The organism is Roseateles sp. GW821-FHT02E12, assembly GCF_059421665.1.
In genome coordinates this window covers 1,003,310-1,026,745 of record NZ_JBWKVK010000003.1, presented here as the reverse complement: position 1 = coordinate 1,026,745, position 23,436 = coordinate 1,003,310, and the positions used below count along the sequence as shown (strand labels likewise).

Annotated in this window: 20 protein-coding genes; 10 read left to right on the top strand and 10 right to left on the bottom strand. The window is 68.0% G+C overall.

The features are described 5' to 3' along the window. The first annotated feature begins 262 nt into the window (after window positions 1–262). The gene (locus AC07V5_RS22590) at window positions 263–1,558 is read left to right on the top strand and encodes an NAD(P)/FAD-dependent oxidoreductase (protein WP_495117953.1); all 1,296 of its coding nucleotides are present in this window, start codon (window positions 263–265) and stop codon (window positions 1,556–1,558) included. On the opposite strand, the gene AC07V5_RS22585 is transcribed toward AC07V5_RS22590, so the two are convergent. From AC07V5_RS22585 to cyoA, 7 genes are read right to left on the bottom strand one after another with little or no spacing between them, the layout of a single operon-like run. Then, window positions 1,559–2,122 (bottom strand): response regulator transcription factor, encoded by a 564-nt coding sequence (locus AC07V5_RS22585; RefSeq protein WP_495117952.1) that lies wholly within the window; start codon window positions 2,120–2,122, stop codon window positions 1,559–1,561. It abuts the gene before it with no gap. Next, entirely contained in the window at window positions 2,106–3,458 is a 1,353-nt protein-coding gene (locus AC07V5_RS22580) for an ATP-binding protein (protein ID WP_495117951.1), read from the bottom strand. The genes AC07V5_RS22585 and AC07V5_RS22580 overlap by 17 nt, the downstream gene beginning before the upstream one ends. Next, entirely contained in the window at window positions 3,455–4,162 is a 708-nt protein-coding gene (locus AC07V5_RS22575) for an SURF1 family protein (RefSeq protein WP_495117950.1), read from the bottom strand. The genes AC07V5_RS22580 and AC07V5_RS22575 overlap by 4 nt, the downstream gene beginning before the upstream one ends. Next, window positions 4,162–4,554, bottom strand: a complete 393-nt coding sequence (gene cyoD / locus AC07V5_RS22570) for a cytochrome o ubiquinol oxidase subunit IV (protein ID WP_495117949.1) — start codon at window positions 4,552–4,554, stop codon at window positions 4,162–4,164. The genes AC07V5_RS22575 and cyoD overlap by 1 nt, the downstream gene beginning before the upstream one ends. Then, window positions 4,554–5,177, bottom strand: coding sequence for a cytochrome o ubiquinol oxidase subunit III (gene cyoC / locus AC07V5_RS22565; protein WP_495117948.1), 624 nt, complete (start codon window positions 5,175–5,177; stop codon window positions 4,554–4,556). Before cyoC ends, cyoD begins: the two co-directional genes overlap by 1 nt. Window positions 5,178–5,193: 16 nt before the next feature. Next, window positions 5,194–7,227: a cytochrome o ubiquinol oxidase subunit I gene (gene cyoB / locus AC07V5_RS22560; RefSeq protein WP_495117947.1), complete on the bottom strand. Its 2,034-nt coding sequence runs from the start codon at window positions 7,225–7,227 to the stop codon at window positions 5,194–5,196. Between the two features lie 9 nt (window positions 7,228–7,236). Further along, a complete protein-coding gene (gene cyoA, locus AC07V5_RS22555; protein ID WP_495117946.1) occupies window positions 7,237–8,313 on the bottom strand; it encodes a ubiquinol oxidase subunit II in 1,077 nt (358 codons plus the stop codon). Window positions 8,314–8,427: 114 nt separating this feature from the next. On the opposite strand from cyoA, the gene AC07V5_RS22550 reads away from it, so the two are divergent. The 4 genes from AC07V5_RS22550 to AC07V5_RS22535 all read left to right on the top strand — a co-directional run bounded on the left by AC07V5_RS22550 (window position 8,428) and on the right by AC07V5_RS22535 (window position 11,318). Continuing rightward, a complete protein-coding gene (locus tag AC07V5_RS22550) occupies window positions 8,428–9,759 on the top strand; it encodes an MFS transporter (RefSeq protein ID WP_495117945.1) in 1,332 nt (443 codons plus the stop codon). A gap of 113 nt (window positions 9,760–9,872) precedes the next feature. Beyond that, window positions 9,873–10,544 carry a glutathione S-transferase family protein gene (locus AC07V5_RS22545; protein ID WP_495117944.1) on the top strand — a complete coding sequence of 224 codons (672 nt, stop codon included), beginning with the start codon at window positions 9,873–9,875 and terminating at the stop codon, window positions 10,542–10,544. Next, window positions 10,516–10,860: an ArsR/SmtB family transcription factor gene (locus AC07V5_RS22540; protein ID WP_495117943.1), complete on the top strand. Its 345-nt coding sequence runs from the start codon at window positions 10,516–10,518 to the stop codon at window positions 10,858–10,860. The genes AC07V5_RS22545 and AC07V5_RS22540 overlap by 29 nt, the downstream gene beginning before the upstream one ends. Then, window positions 10,857–11,318, top strand: a complete 462-nt coding sequence (locus AC07V5_RS22535) for an SRPBCC family protein (RefSeq protein WP_495117942.1) — start codon at window positions 10,857–10,859, stop codon at window positions 11,316–11,318. Before AC07V5_RS22540 ends, AC07V5_RS22535 begins: the two co-directional genes overlap by 4 nt. On the opposite strand, the gene purL is transcribed toward AC07V5_RS22535, so the two are convergent. Beyond that, complete coding sequence (purL, locus tag AC07V5_RS22530; RefSeq protein WP_495117941.1) at window positions 11,315–15,277, bottom strand: phosphoribosylformylglycinamidine synthase; 3,963 nt, start codon at window positions 15,275–15,277, stop codon at window positions 11,315–11,317. The two genes, AC07V5_RS22535 and purL, sit on opposite strands and share 4 nt — an antisense overlap. Before the next feature lie 149 nt (window positions 15,278–15,426). Beyond that, window positions 15,427–15,900, bottom strand: coding sequence for a DUF3237 domain-containing protein (locus AC07V5_RS22525; RefSeq protein WP_495117940.1), 474 nt, complete (start codon window positions 15,898–15,900; stop codon window positions 15,427–15,429). A gap of 128 nt (window positions 15,901–16,028) precedes the next feature. On the opposite strand from AC07V5_RS22525, the gene AC07V5_RS22520 reads away from it, so the two are divergent. The 5 genes from AC07V5_RS22520 (at window position 16,029) to AC07V5_RS22500 (ending at window position 22,253) form a co-directional block, all read left to right on the top strand. Continuing rightward, the gene (locus tag AC07V5_RS22520; RefSeq protein WP_495117939.1) at window positions 16,029–16,817 is read left to right on the top strand and encodes a helix-turn-helix transcriptional regulator; all 789 of its coding nucleotides are present in this window, start codon (window positions 16,029–16,031) and stop codon (window positions 16,815–16,817) included. 80 nt (window positions 16,818–16,897) lie between these two features. Continuing rightward, the gene (locus AC07V5_RS22515; RefSeq protein WP_495117938.1) at window positions 16,898–17,884 is read left to right on the top strand and encodes a Bug family tripartite tricarboxylate transporter substrate binding protein; all 987 of its coding nucleotides are present in this window, start codon (window positions 16,898–16,900) and stop codon (window positions 17,882–17,884) included. Between the two features lie 171 nt (window positions 17,885–18,055). Further along, a complete protein-coding gene (locus AC07V5_RS22510; protein WP_495117937.1) occupies window positions 18,056–18,565 on the top strand; it encodes a gluconokinase in 510 nt (169 codons plus the stop codon). Continuing rightward, entirely contained in the window at window positions 18,562–19,917 is a 1,356-nt protein-coding gene (locus AC07V5_RS22505) for an MFS transporter (protein ID WP_495117936.1), read from the top strand. The genes AC07V5_RS22510 and AC07V5_RS22505 overlap by 4 nt, the downstream gene beginning before the upstream one ends. A 5-nt stretch (window positions 19,918–19,922) precedes the next feature. Further along, on the top strand, window positions 19,923–22,253 hold the full coding sequence (locus AC07V5_RS22500; protein ID WP_495117935.1) for a GH36-type glycosyl hydrolase domain-containing protein: 2,331 nt from the start codon (window positions 19,923–19,925) through the stop codon (window positions 22,251–22,253). Between the two features lie 26 nt (window positions 22,254–22,279). Here the strand turns inward: AC07V5_RS22500 and gntR are convergent, their stop codons facing one another. Continuing rightward, window positions 22,280–23,326 carry an HTH-type transcriptional regulator GntR gene (gene gntR / locus AC07V5_RS22495; RefSeq protein ID WP_495117934.1) on the bottom strand — a complete coding sequence of 349 codons (1,047 nt, stop codon included), beginning with the start codon at window positions 23,324–23,326 and terminating at the stop codon, window positions 22,280–22,282. Window positions 23,327–23,436 lie beyond the last annotated feature (110 nt).

The following is a 23,436-nucleotide window of genomic DNA, read 5'->3' as shown; positions in this document are numbered from 1 at the left end:
AGTCGCGCGTCTCCGCCGGGTTCGACAGCAATCACAGGCCAACGTGGGATTCTGGCTACTGCTCCAAGCGGTCGTGAGCAACCGCAGCACCCGTCGACCCCGTCATTTGCCTAATTCCCGGCCGGTGCGGCAATGACAGGTAAGACGTCCACAGCGTGCGTTGCGCCGCGGAAAACGACAGACAGCAATCGCTGCGAAGCGGTCAGTCGATAAAGCCCGCGGCTACATTGAGCTCCGCTCACCTGAGCCCTGACACCAGCGCATGCAAACGGAGACCTACTACGCAGCCACGGCGCCCCGCCTGAGCTTCCCTCCACTGGCCGGATCGTCCGCCGACGTGGAGGTTGCCGTGCTCGGTGGCGGCTTCGCCGGGCTGGCCACCGCACGCGGGCTGCAGGAGCGAGGCGTCGCCAGCGTGGCGGTGCTGGAGGCGCAGACCATCGGCCATGGCGCGTCCGGCCGCAACGGTGGCTTCGTCTTTGGCGGCTACAGCCGAGACGCCGCGGACCTGGTGAGCGACCTGGGCCTGGCGCAGGCGCGCGAGTTTTATGCCCACAGCCGCGAGGCCGTCGCACTGATCCGCTCGCGCATCGAAAGCAATGCCATCGACTGCGAACGGCAGGAAGGCGGCGCCCTGCTGCTCAACTGGTTCAGGCACAGCCCGCGCGCCGAGCGCCAGTTGCGCGATCAGGCCCAGTGGCTGCGCGAGAACTTCGGTGTCACCTGGGACGAGATCGAACCCGCGCAAGTGCGGCAGTGGCTGGACACGGAGCGTTATGGCGGCGCCCTGCTGGAGCGCGACGCCTTTCATTTCCATCCGCTGAAGTACGCGCTAGGGCTGGCTCGCGTCATCGAGCAGGCCGGGGGCCGGGTGCACGAGCACAGTGCCGTGATGGCGATTGACCGCCTGCCTGCCGGCGGCTTTGTGCTGCGCACCGCGCAGGGGGCTTCGATCCGCGCGGCCCAGGTCGTCGTGGCGGGTGGCGCGTATCTGAAGACCGTGCTGCCCCGATTGACCTGCGCGCGCCTGCCGATCGCGACCTATGTCATCGCGACCGAACCGCTGCCGCCAGCACTGCGGCCGATCCGCACACCCGCGGCCCTGTACGACAACCGTTTCGCCTTCGACTACTACCGGGCTCTGCCTGACCACCGGCTGCTGTGGGGCGGCCGCATTTCCATCCAGGAGCGTGATGCGGCTCGCATCGCGCAGTTGCTGCAGGCGGACCTGCTCAAGGTCTACCCACAGCTTGCCGCGGTGCGTGTCGCGCATGCCTGGGGCGGCCTCATGAGCTATGCCCGGCACAAAATGCCCCAGATCGGCCAGTTGGCCCCGGGCTTGTGGTTCGCACAGGCCTTTGGCGGCCACGGCGTGGCGCCGACGACGGTGGCTGGCGAGTGGCTGGCCGAGGCCATCAGCGGCCGCGCGGACCTGCCGGCCGCGCTGCAGCGTTACGGGTTGACGCCCGTCTTCGGCCAAGCGGGCCTGCTGGCGGCCCAGACCACCTACAGCTGGGCCGAGCTGCGCGATGCGCTCAGGGAACGGCTGCCCGGTTGACTACTTGATCCGCTGCTTCTCGAGCTTGCGCGCCAGCGTGCGCCGGTGCATGCCTAAGCGCCGCGCGGTCTCGCTGATGTTGAAGTCGGTCTCGGCGAGAACCTCGTGGATGCGCTCCCACTCCAGCGTCTTGATGGACGCCGTCTGGCGCTCGGTCACTTCCACGTCGGCATCGCCCTGCTTGCGCGCGAAGGCAGCCTCGATGTCATCGGTGTTGGCCGGTTTGGCGAGGTAGTGGCAGGCGCCGAGCTTGATGGCTTCCACCGCGGTGGCGATGCTGGCGTAGCCCGTCAGCACGACGATGAGCACCTCCGGGTCCCAGCCGTGCAGGTATTGCACGCAGGTCAGGCCCGAGGCACCACCGGCGAGTTTGAGGTCGACGACGGCGTGGCCGAGTTCCTCGTCCTCGGGCAGGGCGTCGAGCAGCGCCTTCATGTCGTCCAGGCAGGTGGCCCGCGCGACGCGCCAGCCGCGCCGCTCGAAGGAGCGCGACAGCGTGCGCGCGAAGGCGTCGTCGTCCTCGACGATCAGCAGCAGGCGGTCTTCTTCAGCGGCGGAAGGCATCAGATGGGAATTGTCGAGGCAGCAATGCGGCCAGCGGCAGGGTCAGCACGACCTCGGCACCACCACCGTCACGGTTGTGCGCCTGCAACTGCCCGCCCAGCGTGCGAGCGACGTTGACGGACAGGAACAGACCCATGCCGCGGCCCGGCTGGCCTTTGCTGCTCTGGTAGGGGTCGCCGAAGTGCTCCAGCATTTCGGCGCTGAAGCCGGGGCCATCGTCGAGCACGCTCAGGGCCAGCGTGTCTTCGTCGGGGCAGGCGGCCACCAGCGTGAGCGCAGCGCCGGGTGCGGCTTCAGAGGCGTTGTCGAGCAGGTTGGCGATGACCTGCTGCAGGGCGGTGTCCGAGATGATCTCGACCTCGGGCAGGTTCTCGCAGCGCAGGGCCAGGTGGGCCTGCGGGTGGGCAGCGCGCCAGTCGGCGGCCAGGCGGTCGACGAAGGCGTGCAGGTGGGTCAGCCCCGGTGCCTCGCCGCGCATCTCGCCGGCCGACATCAGGATGCCCGTCACGATGGCCTTGCAGCGCAGGATCTGGCGCTGCATCTCCTCGATCTCCTCGCGCAGCTCGGGTTCGCCGGCAAACGGCGCCATGTGCGCCCAGTCGCCAAGGATGACGCTGAGCGTGGCCAGCGGCGTGCCCAGCTCGTGCGCGGCACCGCTGGCCAGCAGGCCCATGCGCACGATGTGCACCTCCTCGGCGGCGCGCTGCTGCAGCTCGGCCAGCTCGGCGTCGCGTTGGCGCAGGTTGCGGTTGATGCGCACGATGAAGATGCTGAGCAGGCCGACGTTGAGCAGGAAGCACAGCAGCAGGCCGCCCAGGTAGTTGGGCGACAGCGTCGTGGGCGATGTCGGGTCAAGCAGCAGCGGACGATGCCATTGCATCAGCAGCACGAAGCCCGACACCGCGCTGACGATGACGGCCATCAGATAGGCCGGCCGCAGCAGCACCGACGCAACAGCCACCTGCAGCAGGTAGAGGTAGATGAAGGGGTTGTCGCTGCCGCCGGCCAGGTACAGCTGGCCGGTCAGCACGCCTACGTCCACCAGCAGCGCGATGCAGAGTTCGATCTGCGACACCGGCTGCGCGAGCTTGTTGCGCCAGATGCTGAAGAGGTTGAAGGCGACGAGGATGCCAAGCAGGCTGAGCATCTCAGCCCAGGGCAGCGCGATGCTGAGGCCCGCGTGCACGACGAGCACGGTGGCGAGCTGGCCGCCCACGGCCAGCCAGCGCAGCTCGATGAGCTGGCGCAGGTTGGCCCGGCCGGCGCGGCGCTCGGGGGCGACCACGACGGATTCAGCGACGGCTTCGGCAGTGATCGGCAGCGGTGTGGTGTTCAAGACGGGACGCGCCGGCGCTCTTCGCGGACCTGATAGACGGCCGCGGCGGCGGCCATGGCCGCGAGCGCCAGCCAGGTGATGGCGTAGACGGCGTGATTGTTGGCGAAGCGCACGACGGTCAGGCCGGGGCGCGGCCAACGCCTGGGCTGGGCGGGGTCGGCGGACTCGTCGACGAAGAAGGGGGCGACGGGGCCGGCAAGTTTCAGCTGCGTGGCGATGCCGGCGACGTCACGTGAGTACCAGCGGCCTTCGCTCGGCACGTTCTGGCGCAGCGGGCCGCCGCCGGTTTCCGTCAGACGCAGCAAGCCGATGAGTTCGACCGGGCCGCTGGGTGCCGCATGCTGATCGGGCGCGCGCTGCTCGGGCGGCACGAAGCCACGGTTGACGAGGACGGTGCTGCCATCGTCCAGCCGCAGCGGCGCGATAACCCAGTGGCCGCCGCCGAGTTCGGTCGTGGCCTGCACCAGCACCTCGCGCGGCTCGAAATGGCCAAGCAGGCGCAGGCGACGGTATTCGTCGGCCTTGGAAACCTCCGCCGACGCCGATGGCGGCGCGACGGGTTCGGTTGTCAGCTTGGCCTCGACACGCGCGATGAGGTCCTGCTTCCAGCCCAGGCGCTGAAACTGCCATGCAGCCAGCGCGATGAAACCCACGCTGGCCAGCGCCGCGCTAACGATCAGGATGATCCGCGCGGCGCGATTCATCAGGGCATGTTGCGCATCGCGGCCGGGTCCGGCGTGGGCATCATGTTGGCGTTCATGTGATACATGACCCAGACCGAGCCGGCCAGCATGATGACGACCAGGGCCGCCGTGAACAGCAGGGCCAGCATGGACCACCCCTGCTCGACCTTGGCGTTCATGTGCAGGAAATAGATCATGTGCACAACCATCTGCACGGCCGCGAAGCCGAGGATGACGAAGCCGGTCAGCTTGGGGCTGGGCAGCACCTTGGCCATGACAAGCCAGAAGGGGATGGCGGTCAGGATGACGGACAGCAGGAAGCCGGTCGCGTAGCCCTTGTAGCTGACGTGGAAGTCTTCCTCGCCGTCGAGGTGGTCGTCATGACCGTGCGTGTCGTGAGCGTGGGCAGCCATCACAGCACTCCCATCAGGTAGACGAAGGTGAAGACGCCGATCCAGACGACGTCCAGGAAGTGCCAGAACATCGACAGGCACATCAGGCGGCGGCGGTTGGCGGGCGTGAGGCCGAGTTTTTGCACCTGGACCATCAGCGTGACCAGCCAGATCGTGCCGAAGGTGACGTGCAGGCCGTGCGTGCCCACCAGCGTGAAGAAGCTGGACAGGAAGGCGCTGCGGCCCGGGCCTGCGCCCTCGTGGATGAGGTGGTGGAACTCGTAGAGCTCGATGCCCAGGAAGCCCAGGCCGAACAGGCCCGTGATGGCCAGCCAGGCCAGCAGCTGGCCTTTCTTGCGCGCCTGCATCGCGATCATCGCGAAGCCGTAGGTGATGGACGAGAACAGCAGCAGCGCGGTGTTGACGGCCACCAGCGGCAGGTCGAACAGGTCGGCGCCCGAGGGGCCGGCCGCGTAGTTGCGGCCCAGCACGGCGTACACGGCGAACAGCACCGCGAAGATGAGGCAGTCGCTCATCAGGTAGAGCCAGAAGCCCAGCATGGTGCTGTTGGGCGGGTGGTGCTCGCCACTGTGGTCGTAGTAGAGCGGCGCGCCGTTCACGTGCGTAGCAACGGTTGCAGTCATGTCAGCTGTCTCCCGGTCAGGCGGCAGAGCCAGCGGCAGCGAGGGCGCGGGTGCGCTCGTCCTCGGCGCGGGTCACCGCATCGGCCGAGATGTGATAGTCGCGGCTGTAGTTGAAGGTGTGCACGATGGCCGCGATGACAGTAGCCGCGAACGTGGCCGCCGCGATCCAGTACATGTGCCAGATCAACGCGAAGCCCATGGCCGTGGCCAGCATGCCGATGATGAAGCCGGCGCCGGTGTTCTTGGGCATGTGGATGGCCACGAAGCCCTTGCTCGGGCGCTCGGCGCCGCGCTGCTTCATGTCGTACCAGGCGTCCATCTCGTGGGCGATGGGCGTGAAGGCGAAGTTGTAGTCCGGCGGCGGCGACGAGGTCGACCACTCCAGCGTGCGGCCACCCCAGATGTCGCCCGTGGTGTCGCGCAGTTCCTTGCGGCGCCAGATGCTGACGGCGATCTGGATCAGGAAGGCCGCGATGCCCAGGGCCACGATGCCCGCGCCGATGGCGGCGACGACGAACCAGATCTGCAGCGACGGGTCATCGAAGTGGCTGACGCGGCGCGTGATGCCCATCAGGCCCAGCACGTAGAGCGGCGTGAACGCGACCCAGAAGCCGATGAACCAGCACCAGAACGAGACCTTGCCCCAGAAGGCATCCAGGCGGAAGCCGAAGGCCTTGGGGAACCAGTAGTTGATGCCGGCGAAGGCGCCGAACACCACGCCGCCGATGATGACGTTGTGGAAGTGGGCGATGAGGAACAGGCTGTTGTGCAGCACGAAGTCCGCCGCCGGCACGGCCAGCAGCACGCCGGTCATGCCACCGATGGTGAAGGTGATCATGAAGCCCACCGTCCACAGCATCGGCACCTCGAACTGGATGCGCCCGCGGTACATGGTGAACAGCCAGTTGAAGATCTTCGCGCCCGTCGGGATCGAGATGATCATCGTCGTGATGCCGAAGAAGCTGTTCACGCTGGCCCCTGAGCCCATCGTGAAGAAGTGGTGCAGCCAGACGAGGTAGGACAGGATGGTGATGACGACCGTGGCATAGACCATGGACGCGTAGCCGAACAGCTTCTTGCGGCTGAAGGTGGACACCACTTCCGAGAAGATGCCGAACACCGGCAGCACCAGGATGTAGACCTCGGGGTGGCCCCAGATCCAGATCAGGTTCACGTAGAGCATGGCGTTGCCGCCAAGGTCGTTGGTGAAGAAGTTGGTGCCGAGGTAGCGGTCGGCCGTCAGCAGCGCCAGCGTGGCGGCCAGCACGGGGAAGGTCGCGACGATGAGCACGTTGGTGCACAGCGACGTCCACGTGAAGACGGGCATCTTCATCATCGTCATGCCGGGCGCGCGCATCTTGATGATGGTGGCGATCAGGTTGATGCCCGACAGCGTCGTGCCCACCCCCGCAATCTGCAGTGACCACAAGTAGTAGTCCACCCCCACATCCGGGCTCGCCAGGATGCCCGACAGCGGCGGGTAGGCCAGCCAGCCGGTCTTGGCGAACTCGCCGATAAACAGCGACAGCATGACCAGCACGGCGCCGCCGGCCGTCATCCAGAAGCTGAAGTTGTTCAAGAACGGGAAGGCCACGTCGCGCGCGCCGATCTGCAGCGGCACGACGTAGTTCATGAACCCGGTCACGAAGGGCATCGCGACGAAGAAGATCATGATGACGCCGTGGGCCGTGAACACTTGGTCGTAGTGGTGCGGCGGCAGGAAGCCGGCGTTGTCGGCGAAGGCCATGGCCTGGTGGGCGCGCATCATCAGCGCGTCCGCGAAGCCGCGCAGCAGCATCACGACACCCAGGATGATGTACATGATGCCGATCTTCTTGTGGTCGATGCTGGTGATCCAGTCACGCCACAGATGGCCCCAGAGCTTGAACTTGGTGATCAGCGCGAACACCAGCGCGCCGCCCAGCGCGACGGCGATGAAGGTGGCGATGAGGATGGGCTCGTGCAGCGGCAGCGAGTCCCAGCCGAGGCGGCCGAGGATGGGGTGCAGCTGATCGAGCGTCTGGTGTTGGGCAACGACGGGGTTGGACATCGGTCGGTCTCAGTTCTTCTGCGCCGCAGTCGAGGCGTCGGCGATCTCGATGGGCAGGCCCAGCGGGTTGGTCGGCGTGCACAGGGCCGCCACGACGCGACGCTCGCGCTTGACGCCGTCGAAGTCGCTCCAGGTGCTGCGCATCGTGCTGGCCACGCCACCCTTGCCGGCACCGCCGGCCGCGTCGATGGCCATCATCTGGCTGGAGCACATCTTCTTGCCGTCGACGCAGCGGTCGACGATGGCGCTCCACAGGCCGGCCTCCACGCTGGCGAAGCGGCGGATGGGCTCCTTGGCGCTGGGCTGTTCGAGCTTCAGGTAGTCGGCGCGGGTCAGCGTGTTGCCGCCGGCCTTGTTGCTGGCTATCCAGCTCGCGAACTCTTCGTCAGACACGCCGTGGAACTTGAAACGCATGTCCGAGAAACCGGCGCCGCTGTAGTGGGCCGACAGGCCGTCGTACACGCCCGCTTTGTTGATGACGGCATGCAGCTGCGTCTCCATGCCCGGCATCGTGTAGATCATGCCGGCCAGCGCAGGCACGTAGAAGGTGTTCATCACCGTCGTGGACGTGAAGCGGAAGTGGATGGGGCGGTCCACGGGTGCTGCCAGTTCGTTGACGGTGGCGATACCCTGCTCGGGGTAGATGAAGAGCCACTTCCAGTCCATCGCGACGGCATAGACCTCCAGCGGCTTCACGCCGGCCACCAGGGGCTTGTCCTCGGCGATGCGGTCCAGCGGGCGGAAGGGGTCGAGCTTGTGCGTGCTGATCCAGGTGATGGCGCCCAGCGCGATGATGATCAGCAGCGGCGCACCCCAGATGACCAGTTCCAGGCGCGTGGAATGATCCCAGTCCGGCGAGTAGGTCGCCTCGGTGTTGGACTGGCGGTAACGGTATGCAAAGAACAGCGTCAGCGCGATCACCGGGACGATGATCAACAGCATCAGCAGCGTCGACGTGACGATGAGTTGCGCCTGCTGTTGCGCGATGTCGCCGTGCGGCTTCATCACGACGGCGTTGCAGCCGCTCAAGAGCAGGCCGGCCGTCAAGACCGGGACGCAACGAAGGAGGTTCTTTTTGGGGTACATCCTGAGAGGCGCGCGAGGGTTAACGATCTTGCGTGCGACGACGGAATGTAAGTTGATTGAGCCAAATCAACGATTGGACATTTTGTCCTAGGCACACACGGAGACAAGCCCGCCATGGCACTTGCTAGCAGTACCCTTTTGCCCCCCCAAAACTCCCCCGGGGCGGCCCGCACCGACGAGGAACTGGCACCCGGCGACATCGCTGTCGGCGTCATCATCGGCCGGGCGTCCGAGTATTTCGACTTCTTCGTGTTCGGCATCGCCTCGGTGCTGGTGTTCCCGCAGGTCTTCTTCCCCTTCGCCGACCGCCTGACCGGCACGCTCTACGCCTTCCTGGTCTTCGCGTTGGCGTTCGTCGTCCGACCGGTCGGCACGCTGATCGGCATGTCCATCCAGCGTCATTTCGGCCGCTCGGCCAAGCTGACAGCCGCCCTCTTCCTGCTCGGCTGCTCCACGGTCGGCATGGGCCTGCTGCCCGGCTACGCCGAGGCCGGCAGTGCAGCCATCTGGCTGCTGGCATTCGCCCGCATCGGCCAGGGCCTGGCGCTTGGCGGCTCCTGGGACGGCCTGCCCTCGCTGCTGGCACTGAATGCACCCCCACACCGCCGCGGCTGGTACGCGATGCTGGGGCAGCTGGGTGCGCCGCTGGGCTTCTTCGTCGCATCGGGCGTGTTCCTGTACGTCTACGGCAACCTGGACGCCAAGGACTTCCTGTCCTGGGGCTGGCGCTTCCCGTTCTTCACGGCCTTCGCGATCAACGTCGTCGCGTTGTTCGCGCGGCTGCGCCTGGTCGTCACGCACGAGTACGAGAAGCGCATGGAAGAGCATGAGCTCGACCCCGCCTATCTGCGCGAGCTGCTGCCAGCCCAGGGCCACCACGTCGTCATCGGCGCCTTTGCCGCGCTGGCCAGCTATGCCCTCTTCCACCTGGTGAGCGTCTTCCCGCTGTCCTGGGTGGCGCTGTATGGCAATGAAGGCATCGTGGACTTCATGAAGATGGAGTTGCTGGGCGCAGCCTTCGCGGCCGTTGCCATGCCGATGTCGGGCCTCATCGCCGACAAGATCGGTCGGCGCAGCTACCTCGGCTCCATGGCCATCGCCATCGGTGTGTTTGCGCTGTTCGCCCCCTTCATGCTCGGCGGCGGCAAGCCCGGCCAGGCGGCCTTCATCCTGATCGGCTTCGTGCTGCTGGGCTTGTCCTACGGCCAGTCGGCGGGCTCGGTGACGTCCAACTTCCTGCCGCACTTCCGCTACACCGGCGCGGCGCTGACGGCCGACATGGCCTGGCTGCTGGGCGCCGCCTTCGCGCCCGTCGTCGCGCTGTTCCTGTCCTCGCGCTTCGGCCTCGTGTCGCTCAGCGCCTACCTGCTGTCCGGCGTGTTCTGCACGCTGGTGGCGCTGCGGGTGAACAAGCGGCTGCAGGCCGCGGCTGTCGTTCAAGACTGACGACTCACGCCCCAGTCAAAGGCGGGCTTCGGCCCGCTTTTGCTTGCCGCAACAGTTTCCATTTCCGGAAAGCATCCATATACTTAGCCGCACAGGAAACTAACGACGACACCATGGCCCTGACGCTGCACTACCACCCGCTGTCTTCCTACTGCTGGAAGGTCCTGATCGCGCTGTACGAGAACGGCGCGCCTTTCGAGCCACGGCTTGTCAACCTTGGCGACCCCGCCGCGCGCGCGGCCTACGCGGCGCTGTGGCCAACCGCCAAGATCCCGCTGCTGGTCGACGGCGAACGGGTGGTGCCGGAAACCTCGATCCAGATCGAATACCTCGACCGTCGCCAGCCGGGCCAGGTGCGCCTGCTGCCGGATGACTTCGACGCGCAGCTGGAAGTGCGCCTCTGGGACCGCGTCTTCGACCTCTACGTGATGGACCCGATGCAGCGCTACATCGGCCAGGTGCTGCGCCCCGAGACCGAGCGCGATGCCCGCGCGATGACTACCTCGGTCGACAACCTCGGCATGGCCTACGACCTGATCGAACGCCGCCTGGGCGAGCGCACCTGGGCAACGGGCGATGCGTTCACGATGGCCGATTGCGCGGCTGCACCGGCGCTGTTCTACGCCGCGGTGGTCCGGCCGTTCTCACCGGAGCACGCACGGCTCAGCGCCTATTTCGAGCGCCTGCTGGCCCGCCCCTCGGTCTGGCGCTGCATCGTCGAGGCGCGCCCCGTGTTCCAGTACTACCCGCTGCGCCATGCCCTCCCCGCACGCTTCCTCGGCTGAAGGGCTGGACCGGCTGTTTGCCGCGCTGGCCGACGGCAACCGCCGCGCGATGGTCGACCGGCTCGCCCGCGGGCCTGCCTCGGTGTCGGACCTGGCCAAGCCGCTGTCCATCGCCCTGCCCTCGGCGCTCAAGCACCTTGCAGCGCTGGAGGCCGGCGGCCTCGTGCAGTCGGACAAGGCCGGCCGCGTGCGCACCTACCGCATCGCGCCGGATGCCTTCAATGGCTTGGAGGATTGGGTGGCCCAGCGCAAGGCGATGTGGCACCGCCAGTTCGACGCCCTCGACGCTCTTCTCTCGGAACAGGACAAGCCATGACGACGACCTCCGCCGCCCATACCAGCTTCGTGCTGGAGCGGCGCTTCAAGGCCTCGGCCGCCCGCGTGTTCGCCGCCTGGGCCGACCCGGCGACCAAGCTGCGCTGGAACGACTGCCATGCCGAGATGAACGCGACCGAGTTCAGCATGGACTTCCGGCCCGGCGGACAGGAGATCTACCGCAGCCAGTTGCCGGACGGGACGAAGCTCGCCGTCGACAAGGTCTTCCTCGACATCGTGACGAACGCGCGCATCGTCTTCGCGTACTCGATGGCTGCGAACGGCAAGGCCCTGTCCGCCTCGCTCGTCACGGTGGAGTTCTCAGACAGCGCTTCAGGTTCGACGCTGAAGCTCACCGAGCAACTTGCCTACCTCGACGGTCACCAGGATCTTGAGCAGCGCCGGCGCGGCACCGAAGAGGGCCTCGACCGGCTGCTGCTCGAAGTGGACGCCGCTTAACCGAGCGCCTTGCGCGCGTTCTGGAACATCCGCAGCCACGGGCTGTGCAGCGCGCGGTCGCCCGAGGTCCAGCTCATCTGCACATTGCGGAACACGCGCTCCGGGTGCGGCATCAGCGCCGTAAAGCGGCCGTCCGGCGTCGTCACCGACGTCAAGCCGCCCGGGCTCCCGTTGGGGTTGAACGGGTAGGCCTCGGTCGCCTGGCCCTGGTTGTCGACAAAGCGCATCGCCTGAATAACCTTGGCTGCGTCGCCCTGGCGCGCGAAGTTGGCAAAGCCCTCGCCGTGCGCGACGGCGATGGGCAGGCGGCTGCCAGCCATGCCCTGGAAGAACACGCTGGGTGACTCCAGCACTTCCACCAGCGACAGCCGCGCTTCGAATTGCTCGCTCTGGTTGCGCGTGAAGCGCGGCCAGGCGTCGGCGCCCGGGATGATGGGCGCGAGCGCGGCCAACATCTGGCAACCGTTGCAAACGCCCAGGGCCAGCGTGTCCTGTCGCGCGAAGAAGGCGCGGAACTGCTCGGCCAGCACCGGGTTGAACATGATGCTGCGCGCCCAGCCTTCGCCGGCACCCAGCGTGTCGCCATAGCTGAAGCCCCCGCAGGCGACGAAGGCCGCAAAGCCGTCCAGCTTGACCGCGCCGGAGTGCAGGTCGCTCATGTGCACGTCGAAGCTGTCGAAGCCGCCCTGCGCCATCGCATAGGACATCTCGATGTGCGAGTTGACGCCCTGCTCGCGCAGGATGGCGACCTTCGGCTTCGCGCCGGTGCTGACGAAAGGCGCCTCGGGCGCGAACGTCAGGTGGACATGCAGGCCCGGGTCGTCGGCCTTGCCGGCGGCCGCATGTTCCGCGTCCGCGCCGGCCGGGTTGTCGCGCAGCTGCGCAATGCGCCACGACACCTCGTCCCAGGTCTGCTGGAGGCGGGTAAGGTCGGCACCGAAGACCTTCTTCGCGTCGCGCCAGACTTCCACCTGCCGCGCTGCATTGGGCTTGGCAACGACGTGCGAATGCTTGGACAGGCCATGCGCGCGCAGCACCTGCATGACGGCATCACGGTCGGCCGCGCGCACCTGGATCAGCGCGCCCAGCTCCTCGTTGAACAGCGCCCGCAGCGTCAGCTCCTCGCGGCGGGCGCTGACCTGCGTGGCCCAGTTCTTGGAGTCACCCATGTCGGCGCGGCTGTCGCTGATGCCGTCGCCTTCGGTGACCAGCATGTCCACGTTCAGGCTCAGGCCCTGCTGGCCGGCAAAGGCCATCTCGCAGGCCGCCGCCCAGAGGCCGCCGTCAGAACGGTCGTGATAGGCCAGCAGCTTGCCCGCAGCACGCAGTTCGTTGATCGCGTTGACCAGCGACACCAGCAGTTGGGGCTCGTCCAGGTCCGGCACATCGGCGCCAAACTGGTTCAGCGTCTGCGCCAGGATCGAGCCCGCCATGCGGTGCTTGCCTTGACCCAGGTCGATGAGGATCAACGCTGAGTCCTCGCGCTGCAGTTCTGGCGTCAGCGTGCCGCGCACATCGGCGATGCTGGCGAAGGCGGTGACGATCAGCGACACCGGCGCAGTGACCTGGTTGCCATCCCACTTGGTGCGCATCGACAAGGAGTCCTTGCCGACCGGGATGGACACGCCCAGCGCCGGGCACAGCTCCATGCCCACGGCCTTGACGGTGTCGAACAGCGCGGCGTCTTCACCCGCTTCGCCGCAGGCGGCCATCCAGTTGGCGCTGAGCTTCACGCGAGGCAGCTCGATGGGCGCGGCCAGCAGGTTGGTGATGGCTTCGGCCACGGCCATGCGGCCCGAGGCCGGCGCGTTGACGGAGGCCAGCGGCGTGCGCTCGCCCATGCTCATGGCCTCGCCGGCAAAGCCGTTGAAGTCGGCCAGCGTGACGGCGCAGTCCGCCACCGGCACCTGCCAGGGGCCGACCATCTGGTCGCGGTGGTTCAGGCCACCCACCGTGCGGTCGCCGATGGTGACGAGGAAGCGCTTGCTGGCCACGGTCGGGTGGCGCAGCACGTCGAAAGCGGCCTGCTCCAGCTTGACGCCAGACAGGTCCAGCGCGCCGCCATCACGGGCCACGCGGGTCACGTCGCGCTGCATCTTGGGCGGCTTGCCCAGCAGCACGTCCATCGGCATGTCGATGGGGTGGTCGTCGCCGGACTGCTCGTCGACGAGCTTCAGATCACGCGCTTCGGTCACGACGCCGACGACGGCGAAGGGGCAGCGTTCACGCGCGCACATGGCCGCGAAGCGGTCCAGGCTGCCCGGCGCGATGGCCAGCACATAACGCTCCTGACTCTCGTTGCACCAGATTTCCTTCGGCGCCAGGCCCGACTCCTCCAGCGGCACCTTGCGGAGGTCGAAGCGCGCGCCGCGGCCGGCGTCGTTCACCAGCTCGGGGAAGGCGTTGGAGATGCCGCCCGCGCCCACGTCGTGGATGGCCAGCACCGGGTTCTCGGCACCCAGGCCCCAGCAGTGGTTGATGACCTCCTGCGCGCGCCGCTCGATCTCGGGGTTGCCGCGCTGCACGGAGTCGAAGTCCAGGTCCGCAGTGTTCGTGCCCGCCGCCATCGAGCTGGCCGCGCTGCCGCCCATGCCGATGCGCATGCCCGGGCCGCCCAGCTGCACCAGCAGGCTGCCAGCGGGGAACTCGATCTTCTTGGTCAGGTCCGACCGGATCTGGCCCAGGCCGCCGGCGATCATGATGGGCTTGTGATAGCCCCGGCGCACGCCGTCCACCGTCTGCTCGAAGACGCGGAAATAGCCCGCCAGGTTGGGCCGGCCGAACTCGTTGTTGAAGGCCGCGCCACCCAGCGGGCCTTCGATCATGATCTGCAGCGCAGACGCGATATGCGCCGGCTTGCCCACCGGGTCACGCTCCCAGGATTCCGCCGGGCCCGGCAGATGCAGGTTGGAGACCGAGAAGCCCGTCAGGCCCGCCTTGGGCTTGGAGCCGCGGCCCGTGGCGCCTTCGTCACGGATCTCGCCACCAGCGCCCGTGGACGCGCCCGGGAAGGGCGAGATGGCGGTGGGGTGGTTGTGCGTCTCCACCTTCATCAGCACCTCGGCCTGCTCGGCGCGGGCCGTGTAGGCCGAGCCCGGCGCGTCGGCGGCCATCCAGCGCTGGATGGCGTGGCCTTCCATGACGGCGGCGTTGTCCGAGTAGGCGATGACCGTGTGCTGCGGGTTGAGTTTCTCGGTGTTGCGGATCATGCCGAACAGGCTCAGCGGCTGGGCCTCGCCGTCGACGATGAAGCTCGCGTTGAAGATCTTGTGCCGGCAGTGCTCGCTGTTGGCCTGGGCGAACATCATCAGCTCGACGTCGCTGGGGTTGCGGCCGAGCTTCCTGAAGTTGGTGTCGAGGTAGTCGATCTCGTCGGCGGACAGCGCCAGGCCGAACTCGACGTTGGCCTTCTCCAGCGCCGCACGGCCCTGGCCCAGCACGTCGACATGCGCCAGCGGCTCGGCCGTGCGCTCGTCGAACAGGTGGGTGGTGTCCTCACGCTTGAAGCAGGCCGACTCGGTCATGCGGTCGTGCAGCAGCGAGGCACAGGCGTTCAGCTCGTCGGCGCTCAGCGGCTTGGCGCCACCGAGCAGGCCGCTCTTGGTCGTGACGCGGTACTCGACGACCCGCTCGACGCGCTTCAGCACCAGCCCGCAGTTGCGCGCGATGTCGGTGGCCTTGGAGGCCCAGGGGCTGACCGTGCCGAAGCGCGGCGTGACGACCACGAGGTCGCCTTGCCCGTCCGCCGCCGCCGGCTCGCCGTAGGTCAACAGCGCGGCGAAGCGCTCGCGGGTTTCGCCGTCCAGGGGACCGTCCGTCCAGACCCAATGCACCGCGCGGGCACTGATGCCAGTGATTCGGCCGCTGACCTCTTGCAGCCTGGCCAGCAAGGCCTGGGCGCGGAAATCGGAAAGGGCGTTGCCGCCCTCGAAATGGGTCAGATGCGGGGTCAGGGCCATGGGGATCCGGGGAAGCTGGGCGCGGCGCAGGGCACGCGTTTCTCTGGAGGCACCGTCCCGGGGCAAGGGACGGCGTACGGGCACCCGGGATTCTACTGAGGGCTCTCACCACAGGCCGCGACCGCACCCAAGGCCAGCGCACGGCGCGGTCATGTCACCCGGTAGACGTCCAGCACCACCCGGTCAGCCAGACGCTCTCCACAGGCCAGCGCCAGCACCTTGTTCAGGTGCAGCCAGGCCGGCGCGCCAGTCTGGAAACGCATCACGGTACGGAAGTAATAGGCCTCGCGCGGCACGGCCTCGCTGCGAGCGAGCGCGGACATCACGTCAGGCGCGGCGTGGCGCATGCCGTCGCTCTGCACCTCGATCAACGCGCCGTCGGTGGCCCGGATCACGTAATGCGCTGCGATGTCGAGCACGCCATCGGCGCGGTGGACCTGCCAGTCGACGCCGCCCTCGACGACCTCCCCATTCAACTCCGCGCCACGGACCGTGCCGCCAGCCAGCGGCACATAACGCCGTTCGCCGTACTTGGCCTGGCCAAGCGTCACGAGCGCGCCCACTCGGCAGGTCACGCGCGTCATCGGCAGCAGCAGGGGCGGTGCGGGAAGGGGGTCGGTCATCGGTCGATCGGGTCAGTCGCTATGGACAGGGTGGCACTGCGGCCTAGCATGCCCGCAAGCGTGCCTGCTGTCGCGCTGGCCAGCCGTCATCCCAGAAGATGACGCCCCGCCCTCACCCAGCGCCATCGATGAAGCTCTGCTCCCTGCCCTCGCCCGCCGATGCCACACGCGCCTCGATGGGCTCGGCGCTGGCCGCGGTGGTCGGCGATATCGGCGAGCCCGGCTTCGCGGCATCCGCCTTGCACGGCCTCAACACAGCGCATCTGCGCGCGGCCTCCTGGGCGGTCTACGAACTGCGGCCGGCCGCTGTGCCGGTGCTGCATCTGTCCGCCAGCGTCGGCGTGGCCGACACCACCCGCGAATGCTTCGCGGCCTACCTCGACGGCCTGTACCGCCGCGACCGCAGCTTCGACGACGTCGCCCCAGGCCATGCCGCCGTGCTGCGCATGCATGCCGACGATGCGCCGACGCGCGACCACCGCGAAGCCATCTATCGCCGGCACGGCGTGCTGGAGCGGCTGTCGGTGGTGCAACGAGCGTCCGATCACTCACTGCTCGCCGTCAACCTCTACCACCACCAGCACCAGGGCAGCTTCAGCGACGGCGAGGTGGCCGGCTTCGCCGAAGCAGCACCCGTGCTGCTCGCCGCCGTCCAGCGGCACCTCCGCCTGACCGTAGTCGCCGCGCCTGCGGTCACGGCGCACGCGCGCCATGCGCTGAGCCTGCGCTGCCCCGCGTTGACCGAACGCGAGCTCGACGTCTGCGAGCGGCTGCTGCGCGGCTGGAGCTACGACGGCATTGCCGCCGACCTGGGCCTGAGCCTGGCGACCGTCAAGACCTACCGCGCCCGCGCGTTCGTACGGCTGGGCATGCACTTCAAGAGCGAGCTGTTCGCGGCCTTCCTGCCCCGGCATTGAGCCGCTGTCGGCCTCTCGGATGACAGCGCCGCCAGGCCCTGCGCCGCACACTGCCCGGCCACATGACCGGAGAAAAGCCCATGACGCTGCGCCGCCGCCACGCCCTGCTGAACGTTGCCTGCGCGACCCTGCTGGCCGCCGGCCTGCCACTGCCCGCCGCAGCCCAGAGCTTTCCAGACCGGCCGCTGAAGCTGGTCGTCGGTTTCCCGCCCGGCACCGGGCCGGATGTAGTGGCGCGGCTGCTCGGCCAGAAGCTGGGCGACGCCTTGAAGCAGAACATCGTCATCGACAACCGCGCCGGCGCCGGCGGGCAGATCGCCGCACAGGCGGTGGCCAAGAGCCCGGCCGACGGCTACAGCCTGCTGCTCGGCGAAGTCGGCTCCATCAGCATCGCCCCGCCGGCCTTCGGCAAGCTGCCCTACGACCCAGCGAAGGAACTGGCCGTACTGTCGGAGGTCGTGCGGTCAGACTTCGTGCTGGTGGTGCCGGTCGCGTCGCCGTCGCAGACGGTGGCCGACCTCATCAAGGCGGCGAAGGCCAAGCCTGACCGGTTGAACTTCGCGACCTTCGGCGCTGGCACACCCGGCCACTTCGGCGCCGAGATGCTCGCCGAGCAGGCCGGCTTCAAGATCGAGCCCATCCACTTCCGCGCCACCGGCGACGCGGTGACCGCCATCGTCGCGGGTGACGTACAGGCCGCCTTCGTGACGACGGCACTGGGCGCCGCACAGATCAAGGCCGGCAAGATGCGCGCGCTCGCCACCACCGCTCCGTCACGCTCGTCCCTGCTGCCCGACGTGCCCACCTTCACCGAGGCGGGCCTGCCCAAGGTCGACTTCTCCGCCTGGTTCGCCGTCTTCGTGCCGACCGGCACGCCGATCACCGCGCAAGACCTGCTCGCCATCCAGATCGCTGCGGCCGTGAAGTCGCCGGACGTGCGTCAGAAGCTGCAGGAAAGCGGCTTCACCGTCACCGGCACCACCCGCACCGAGGCCGAGCGCACGGTGCGCGCCGAAGCGGCCCGCTGGGCGGCGGTCGTCAAAGCCACGGGTTTCAAAGGAGACTGAACCCGGCCAGCGCAGCGCCGCCAGGCGGTGCATTGCGGGGAACTACGGAGCGCGCTATTCAATTCGGCCGATTAGGATAGCGCTATCCAATCAAGACCAAGCGGCGGGCGATCATTTGGCCCCGCCCGCCTGGAACTGCTTCCTGCCCTGACGTCTCCATCTCGCCCGTCCATGACCCACTATGCGCCCGATTCCCTCATCGTCATGGGCGTCGCTGGCTGCGGCAAGTCCACGCTTGCAGCCGCCCTGGCCGACCGGATGGGTCGAGTCCTGGTGGAAGGCGATCACTTCCACAGCGAGTCCAGCCGCGCCAAGATGGCGCAAGGCGTGGCCCTGAACGATGACGACCGTGAAAGCTGGCTGGCGAGCCTGTGCGCGCAGCTGCAGCAGCACCCCGGCGGCGTGGTGGTGGCCTGTTCGGCGCTCAAGCGCAGCTACCGTGAACAACTCCGCCGCGCCTCGCCCGGGCTGCGCTTCGCCTTCCTGAGCATCGCCAAATCCGAGGCCTGCCGGCGCGTGCTGACGCGCGGCGCCCACTTCTTTGCCGTCAGCCTGGTCGACAGCCAGTTCGAGACGCTGGAGTCACCGGTGGGCGAGCCCGGTGTGCTGCAGCTGGACGCGCTCCAGCCGCTGGACGTGCTGGAAGCCGATGTCTGCAACTGGCTGATCGGCACCTCATGAGCGCCAAGCCTCTCACCAAGCGCGAGATCGTCGGCTACGGCCTGGGCGACATGGGGTTCAACTTCTACTGGACCAACATCTCGACCTTCCTGCTGATCTTCTACACCGACGTGTTCGGCATCACGGCGGGCGCGGCGGCCACGATGCTGTTCGTCGTCAAGATCTTCAACGCCTTCACCGACCCCATGATCGGCGCCTTCGCCGACCGCACGCAGACGCGCTGGGGCAAGTTCCGGCCCTATCTGCTGTTCATGCCGCTGCCGTTGGCCGTGATCGGCGTGCTGACGTATTCCACGCCCGACTTCGGCCCCACTGGCAAGCTCGTGTGGGCCTACGTGACCTACCTGCTCCTGATGACGATCTACACCAGCGTCAACCTGCCCTACAGCGCCTTGTCGGGGGTGATCTCGGGCGACGCGAGGGAGCGCAACGCGATCAACGCGTCCCGCTTCGTCTGCGGCTTCGCAGGCGGCACCATCGTCACGGCCGTGTCGCCACGGCTGGTGAGCTGGTTCGGCGGTGCCGACCACGCGCTGGGCTGGACGCTCACCATGGTGTTCTGGGGCATTGCCGCCGCGCTGATCTTCGTCTTCACCTTCAGCTCGACGACCGAGCGCGTGCAGCCCGTGCAGGCCGAGCCCTCCACCGTGCGCCAGGACCTGGCCGACCTGCGCAGCAACCTGCCCTGGATCCTGCTGTTCTTCCTCGCGCTGATCATCATGCTCAGCATCACGCTGCGCATGACCAGCGCGGCCTACTACTTCAAGTACGTGGTCAACCGGCCCGAGTTGCTGGCCACCTTCATGCCGGCCTACCTGCTGGCCGCGGCCGCGGGCACGGCGTGCACGCCGCTGCTCACGCGCTTCATCGACAAGCGCAAACTGCTGATCGGCTTGATGCTCGCCTCCACCGTGCTGTCAACGGCTTTCCTGTTCGTGCCCAGTGATCAGATCGCGCTGATGTACGCGCTGCAGATTGCGCTGGGCCTGTGCCTGGGGCCGAAGTCGCCGCTGTCGTTTGCCATGCTGGCCGACTCGGCCGACTACAACGAATGGCGCAACGGCCGCCGCGCCACGGGCATGACCTTCGCGGCCAGCTCCTTCGCGCAGAAGCTTGGCACCGCGGTCGCGGTCGGCGTCATCGGCACGCTGTTCACGGCCCTGGGCTATGTGCCCAACGTCGTGCAGTCGACTGAATCCCAGGCCGGCATCGTCTGGCTGATGTCCGTGATCCCGGCAGGCTTCACGTTACTGGCCGCGGCCATCATGGCCTTCTACACGTTGGACAACCCGACCATGGCGCGCATCCAGGCCGATCTGGCCGAGCGCAAATCCTCAACTTCAACGCCCTGAACCCCATGCTGCGTCACCTCGATGGCGGCGAGCGCTGCGAGCTCACCAGCCCCACTGCCCTGCCCCAGGCCGGCGGCTTCCTCTGGAACCGCCGCATGATGATCCAGGTCACCTGCCGCGGCTATGCCACCGCGCAGTTCATGCAGCCCGAACCGGCCAAGTACGCGCACGCGCCCAACCTGGAGGCCAAGACCTTCATGCAGCCGGAGCAGGCCTACTACGCCCACCACCCCGGCCGCTTCGTCTACGTGAAGGACGAAGACACGGGCGAGCTGTTCTCGGCGCCCTACGAGCCCGTGCGCGCGGCAGTGGACACCTTCAGCTTCGTCGTCGGCCGGCATGACCTGAGCTGGACGGTGGAGCACCTCGGCCTGCGCGTGGAGATGACGCTGGGCCTGCCGACCGACGACGTCGTCGAGCTGTGGGCCCTGCGCGTTACCAACCTGTCCGGCCGGCCGCGGCGCATCAGCGTCGTGCCGTACTTCCCCATCGGCTACATGTCGTGGATGAACCAGTCGGCCGAGTACCGTGCTGACCTCGGCGGCATCGTGGCCAGCAGCGTCACGCCCTACCAGAAGGTGGCGGATTACTTCAAGAACCAGCAGCTCAAGGACAAGACCTACTTCCTTTGCGAGCAAGCACCCGATGCCTGGGAAGCCAGCCAATCCGCGTTTGAAGGCGAAGGTGGCTTGCACCGGCCGAGCGCGCTGCAGGCCGAGCAACTGGCCGGTGGCGATGCCCGCTACGAGACGCCCGCCGCCTGCGTGCAGTACCGGTTGACGCTGCAGCCCAACGACAGCGAGACCTACCGCTTCCTGTTCGGCCCGGCGCTTGACGACGCCGAGATCGCGCAGGTGCGCGACACCTACCTCAGCGAAGCCGGATTCGCCCGCACCCGCGCGGCCTACGCCGCCTACATCGACAGCGGCCGCGGCTGCCTGCGCATCGAGACGCCGGACGCCGACTTCGACCGCTTCGTGAACCACTGGCTGCCGCGCCAGGTTTTCTATCACGGCGACGTGAACCGGCTCAGCACCGACCCGCAGACGCGCAACTACCTGCAGGACAACCTCGGCATGGCCTACATCGCGCCGAGCGTCACGCGCGGGGCGCTGCTGCATGCACTGGGCCAGCAGGCGGCCAACGGCTCCATGCCCGACGGCATCCTGCTGATCGAAGGCGCCGAGCTGAAGTACATCAACCAGGTGCCGCACACCGACCACTGCGTGTGGCTGCCCGTGTGCCTGCAGGCCTATCTGGACGAGACGGGCGACTTCGCGCTGCTGGACGTCGTGGTGAATGAACTCACCGTGGCCCAGCGGCTGGATGCCGCCATGGCCTGGCTGCAGCAAGACCGCGACGCGCGCGGCCTGAGCTTCATCGCCCAGGGCGACTGGTGCGACCCGATGAACATGGTGGGCTACAAGGGCCGCGGCGTGTCCGGCTGGCTCACCGTGGCCGCTGGCTACGCGATGAAGCTGTGGGCCGGCATCAGCTTGGATGCCGGGCGCGCCGACGCGGCCACGCGCTGGCGAGCCGCCGCGCTGGAGCTCAACGACGCCGCCAACCGCCACCTGTGGGACGGTGACTGGTTCGCGCGCGGCATCACGGACGACGATGTTGTCTTCGGCGTCAGCGCCGACACCGAGGGCCGCATCTACCTCAACCCGCAGTCCTGGGCCATGCTCAGCGGCGCCGCGAGCGAGGCGCAGCGCGTGAAGATGCTCGCCGCCATCGACGAACAGCTCGACACGCCCCACGGCGTTGCGATGTTCGCCCCGCCCTACTCCCGCATGCGCGACGACGTGGGCCGCGTCACGCAGAAGCACCCGGGCTCGGCCGAGAACGGTGCCGTCTACAACCACGCGGCCAGCTTCTACGTGCACGCTCTTTACGACAGCAGCGAGGGCGACCGCGCCTGGCGCGCGCTGCGGCGCATGCTCCCCGGGCCCGACCCAGCCGACGTGCTGCAGCGCGGCCAGCTGCCCGTCTTCATCCCGAACTACTACCGCGGCGCGCACCAGCAATACCCGCGCACGGCGGGGCGGTCCAGCCAGCTCTTCAACACCGGCACGGCCGCCTGGGCCTATCGCAGCGTCGTCGAAGGCCTGTGCGGCCTGCGCGGGCATGCCGAGGGGCTGCTGGTGAGGCCGCAGTTGCCCGATGGATGGAAGCACCTCAACGCCGAACGCGAGTTCCGCGGCGCGCGCTTCAAGCTGCAGGTGCGCCGCACGGGCACGGCTAGCGTGCTTCTGGATGGCCAGCCGCTGGCCGACGGCCTGGTGCGCGGCATCGAGGCCGGGCGCGAGTACCGCCTGGATGTCGAGCTGCCCTAGGAGCCTGCCCTCTGTCGCACAGGCTCCTAGGTGCTCTGGCGCCGCACCAGCTGAAAGCCCAGGTCCAGGTTCGGCTGCTCGACCGACTGGCCCCGCATCAGCTTCATCAGCATCTGCGCGGCCTGCTCGCCGATCTCGCGGCGTGGCGTGGCCACGGTGGTGAGCGGCGGCACCATCTGGTCGCTGCCCGGCAGGTCGTTGAAGCCCGCCACCGCCACGCGGCTGGGCACGGCCACACCCAGGCGAAGCGCCGCCAGCAGCGCGCCCTGGGCCAGGTCGTCGTTGCAGAAGAAGATGGCGTCGGTGTCGGGCGCCTCGCGTAGCACGCGCTCCAGCATGGCGCCACCCAGGGCCATGGACGAGGGCTCGGCGCTCAGCACCTTGCGCACACGGTCGCCCAAGCCCGCCTGCACCAGGGCGGCTTCATAGCCCTGGCCACGCTCCAGGGTGCGGGGGTCGAGCTGGGCGGCCACGTAGACGACGTGGCGCCGGCCGGTCTCGATCAGATGCTGCGTGATGGACCGCCCGGCTTCCCGCTGGGAGAAACCCACGCTGTGCGTGCCCCGCTCCGCCGCCACCTCCATGACGTGCACGCACGGCACGCCGCTGGCCTCGATGAGCGCGGCGGACGCCGTGCTGTGATCGCGCCCGGTGACGATGAGGCCGGCCGGCCGGTGGGCCAGGAAGCTGCGCAGCACGGCCTCCTCCTCGCCCGCGTCGTAGTGGGTGACACCGATCAGCGTCTGGTAGCCGGCCGGCACCAGGCTGTTCTGCACCGCGTCCAGCAGCTCCACGAACAAGGTGTTGCTCAACTTGGGGATGAGCACCGCCACGTGTGAGCTGCGGCTGGAGGCCAAGGCCCGTGCGGCCGGGTCGGGCACATAGCCCAGGGCAGCGGCGGCGGCCTGGACACGATCGCAGAGATCCGGGGCCACGGCCCGCTCGCCGCGCAACGCGCGGGACACGGTGATGGGGCTGACGCCTGCCGCCTGCGCCACGTCGGCCAGCGTTACCCGGCCGGTGGCCCGCGTGCGTCGTTCTGGGGCGGCGGAGGCGGGCTTGCGGCTTGGCATGGCTACATAGTATCCCCCATACCGGCGAGGTGATTCGAGTTCTAGGATAGCGCAATCCAGCCATGAACAGCGTATCGACAGACGCGCCGTTCGGACTGGCAAAACGGTGT

What these genes read in the sequence shown, in the direction of transcription:
- AC07V5_RS22590 (WP_495117953.1), top strand. Translation starts at nt 263, where the DNA reads ATGCAAACGGAGACCTACTACGCAGCCACGGCGCCCCGCCTGAGCTTC.
- AC07V5_RS22585 (WP_495117952.1), bottom strand. Translation starts at nt 2,122, where the DNA reads ATGCCTTCCGCCGCTGAAGAAGACCGCCTGCTGCTGATCGTCGAGGAC.
- AC07V5_RS22575 (WP_495117950.1), bottom strand. Translation starts at nt 4,162, where the DNA reads ATGAATCGCGCCGCGCGGATCATCCTGATCGTTAGCGCGGCGCTGGCC.
- cyoD (WP_495117949.1), bottom strand. Translation starts at nt 4,554, where the DNA reads ATGGCTGCCCACGCTCACGACACGCACGGTCATGACGACCACCTCGAC.
- cyoC (WP_495117948.1), bottom strand. Translation starts at nt 5,177, where the DNA reads ATGACTGCAACCGTTGCTACGCACGTGAACGGCGCGCCGCTCTACTAC.
- cyoB (WP_495117947.1), bottom strand. Translation starts at nt 7,227, where the DNA reads ATGTCCAACCCCGTCGTTGCCCAACACCAGACGCTCGATCAGCTGCAC.
- cyoA (WP_495117946.1), bottom strand. Translation starts at nt 8,313, where the DNA reads ATGTACCCCAAAAAGAACCTCCTTCGTTGCGTCCCGGTCTTGACGGCC.
- AC07V5_RS22550 (WP_495117945.1), top strand. Translation starts at nt 8,428, where the DNA reads ATGGCACTTGCTAGCAGTACCCTTTTGCCCCCCCAAAACTCCCCCGGG.
- AC07V5_RS22545 (WP_495117944.1), top strand. Translation starts at nt 9,873, where the DNA reads ATGGCCCTGACGCTGCACTACCACCCGCTGTCTTCCTACTGCTGGAAG.
- AC07V5_RS22540 (WP_495117943.1), top strand. Translation starts at nt 10,516, where the DNA reads ATGCCCTCCCCGCACGCTTCCTCGGCTGAAGGGCTGGACCGGCTGTTT.
- AC07V5_RS22535 (WP_495117942.1), top strand. Translation starts at nt 10,857, where the DNA reads ATGACGACGACCTCCGCCGCCCATACCAGCTTCGTGCTGGAGCGGCGC.
- purL (WP_495117941.1), bottom strand. Translation starts at nt 15,277, where the DNA reads ATGGCCCTGACCCCGCATCTGACCCATTTCGAGGGCGGCAACGCCCTT.
- AC07V5_RS22525 (WP_495117940.1), bottom strand. Translation starts at nt 15,900, where the DNA reads ATGACCGACCCCCTTCCCGCACCGCCCCTGCTGCTGCCGATGACGCGC.
- AC07V5_RS22520 (WP_495117939.1), top strand. Translation starts at nt 16,029, where the DNA reads ATGAAGCTCTGCTCCCTGCCCTCGCCCGCCGATGCCACACGCGCCTCG.
- AC07V5_RS22515 (WP_495117938.1), top strand. Translation starts at nt 16,898, where the DNA reads ATGACGCTGCGCCGCCGCCACGCCCTGCTGAACGTTGCCTGCGCGACC.
- AC07V5_RS22510 (WP_495117937.1), top strand. Translation starts at nt 18,056, where the DNA reads ATGACCCACTATGCGCCCGATTCCCTCATCGTCATGGGCGTCGCTGGC.
- AC07V5_RS22505 (WP_495117936.1), top strand. Translation starts at nt 18,562, where the DNA reads ATGAGCGCCAAGCCTCTCACCAAGCGCGAGATCGTCGGCTACGGCCTG.
- AC07V5_RS22500 (WP_495117935.1), top strand. Translation starts at nt 19,923, where the DNA reads ATGCTGCGTCACCTCGATGGCGGCGAGCGCTGCGAGCTCACCAGCCCC.
- gntR (WP_495117934.1), bottom strand. Translation starts at nt 23,326, where the DNA reads ATGCCAAGCCGCAAGCCCGCCTCCGCCGCCCCAGAACGACGCACGCGG.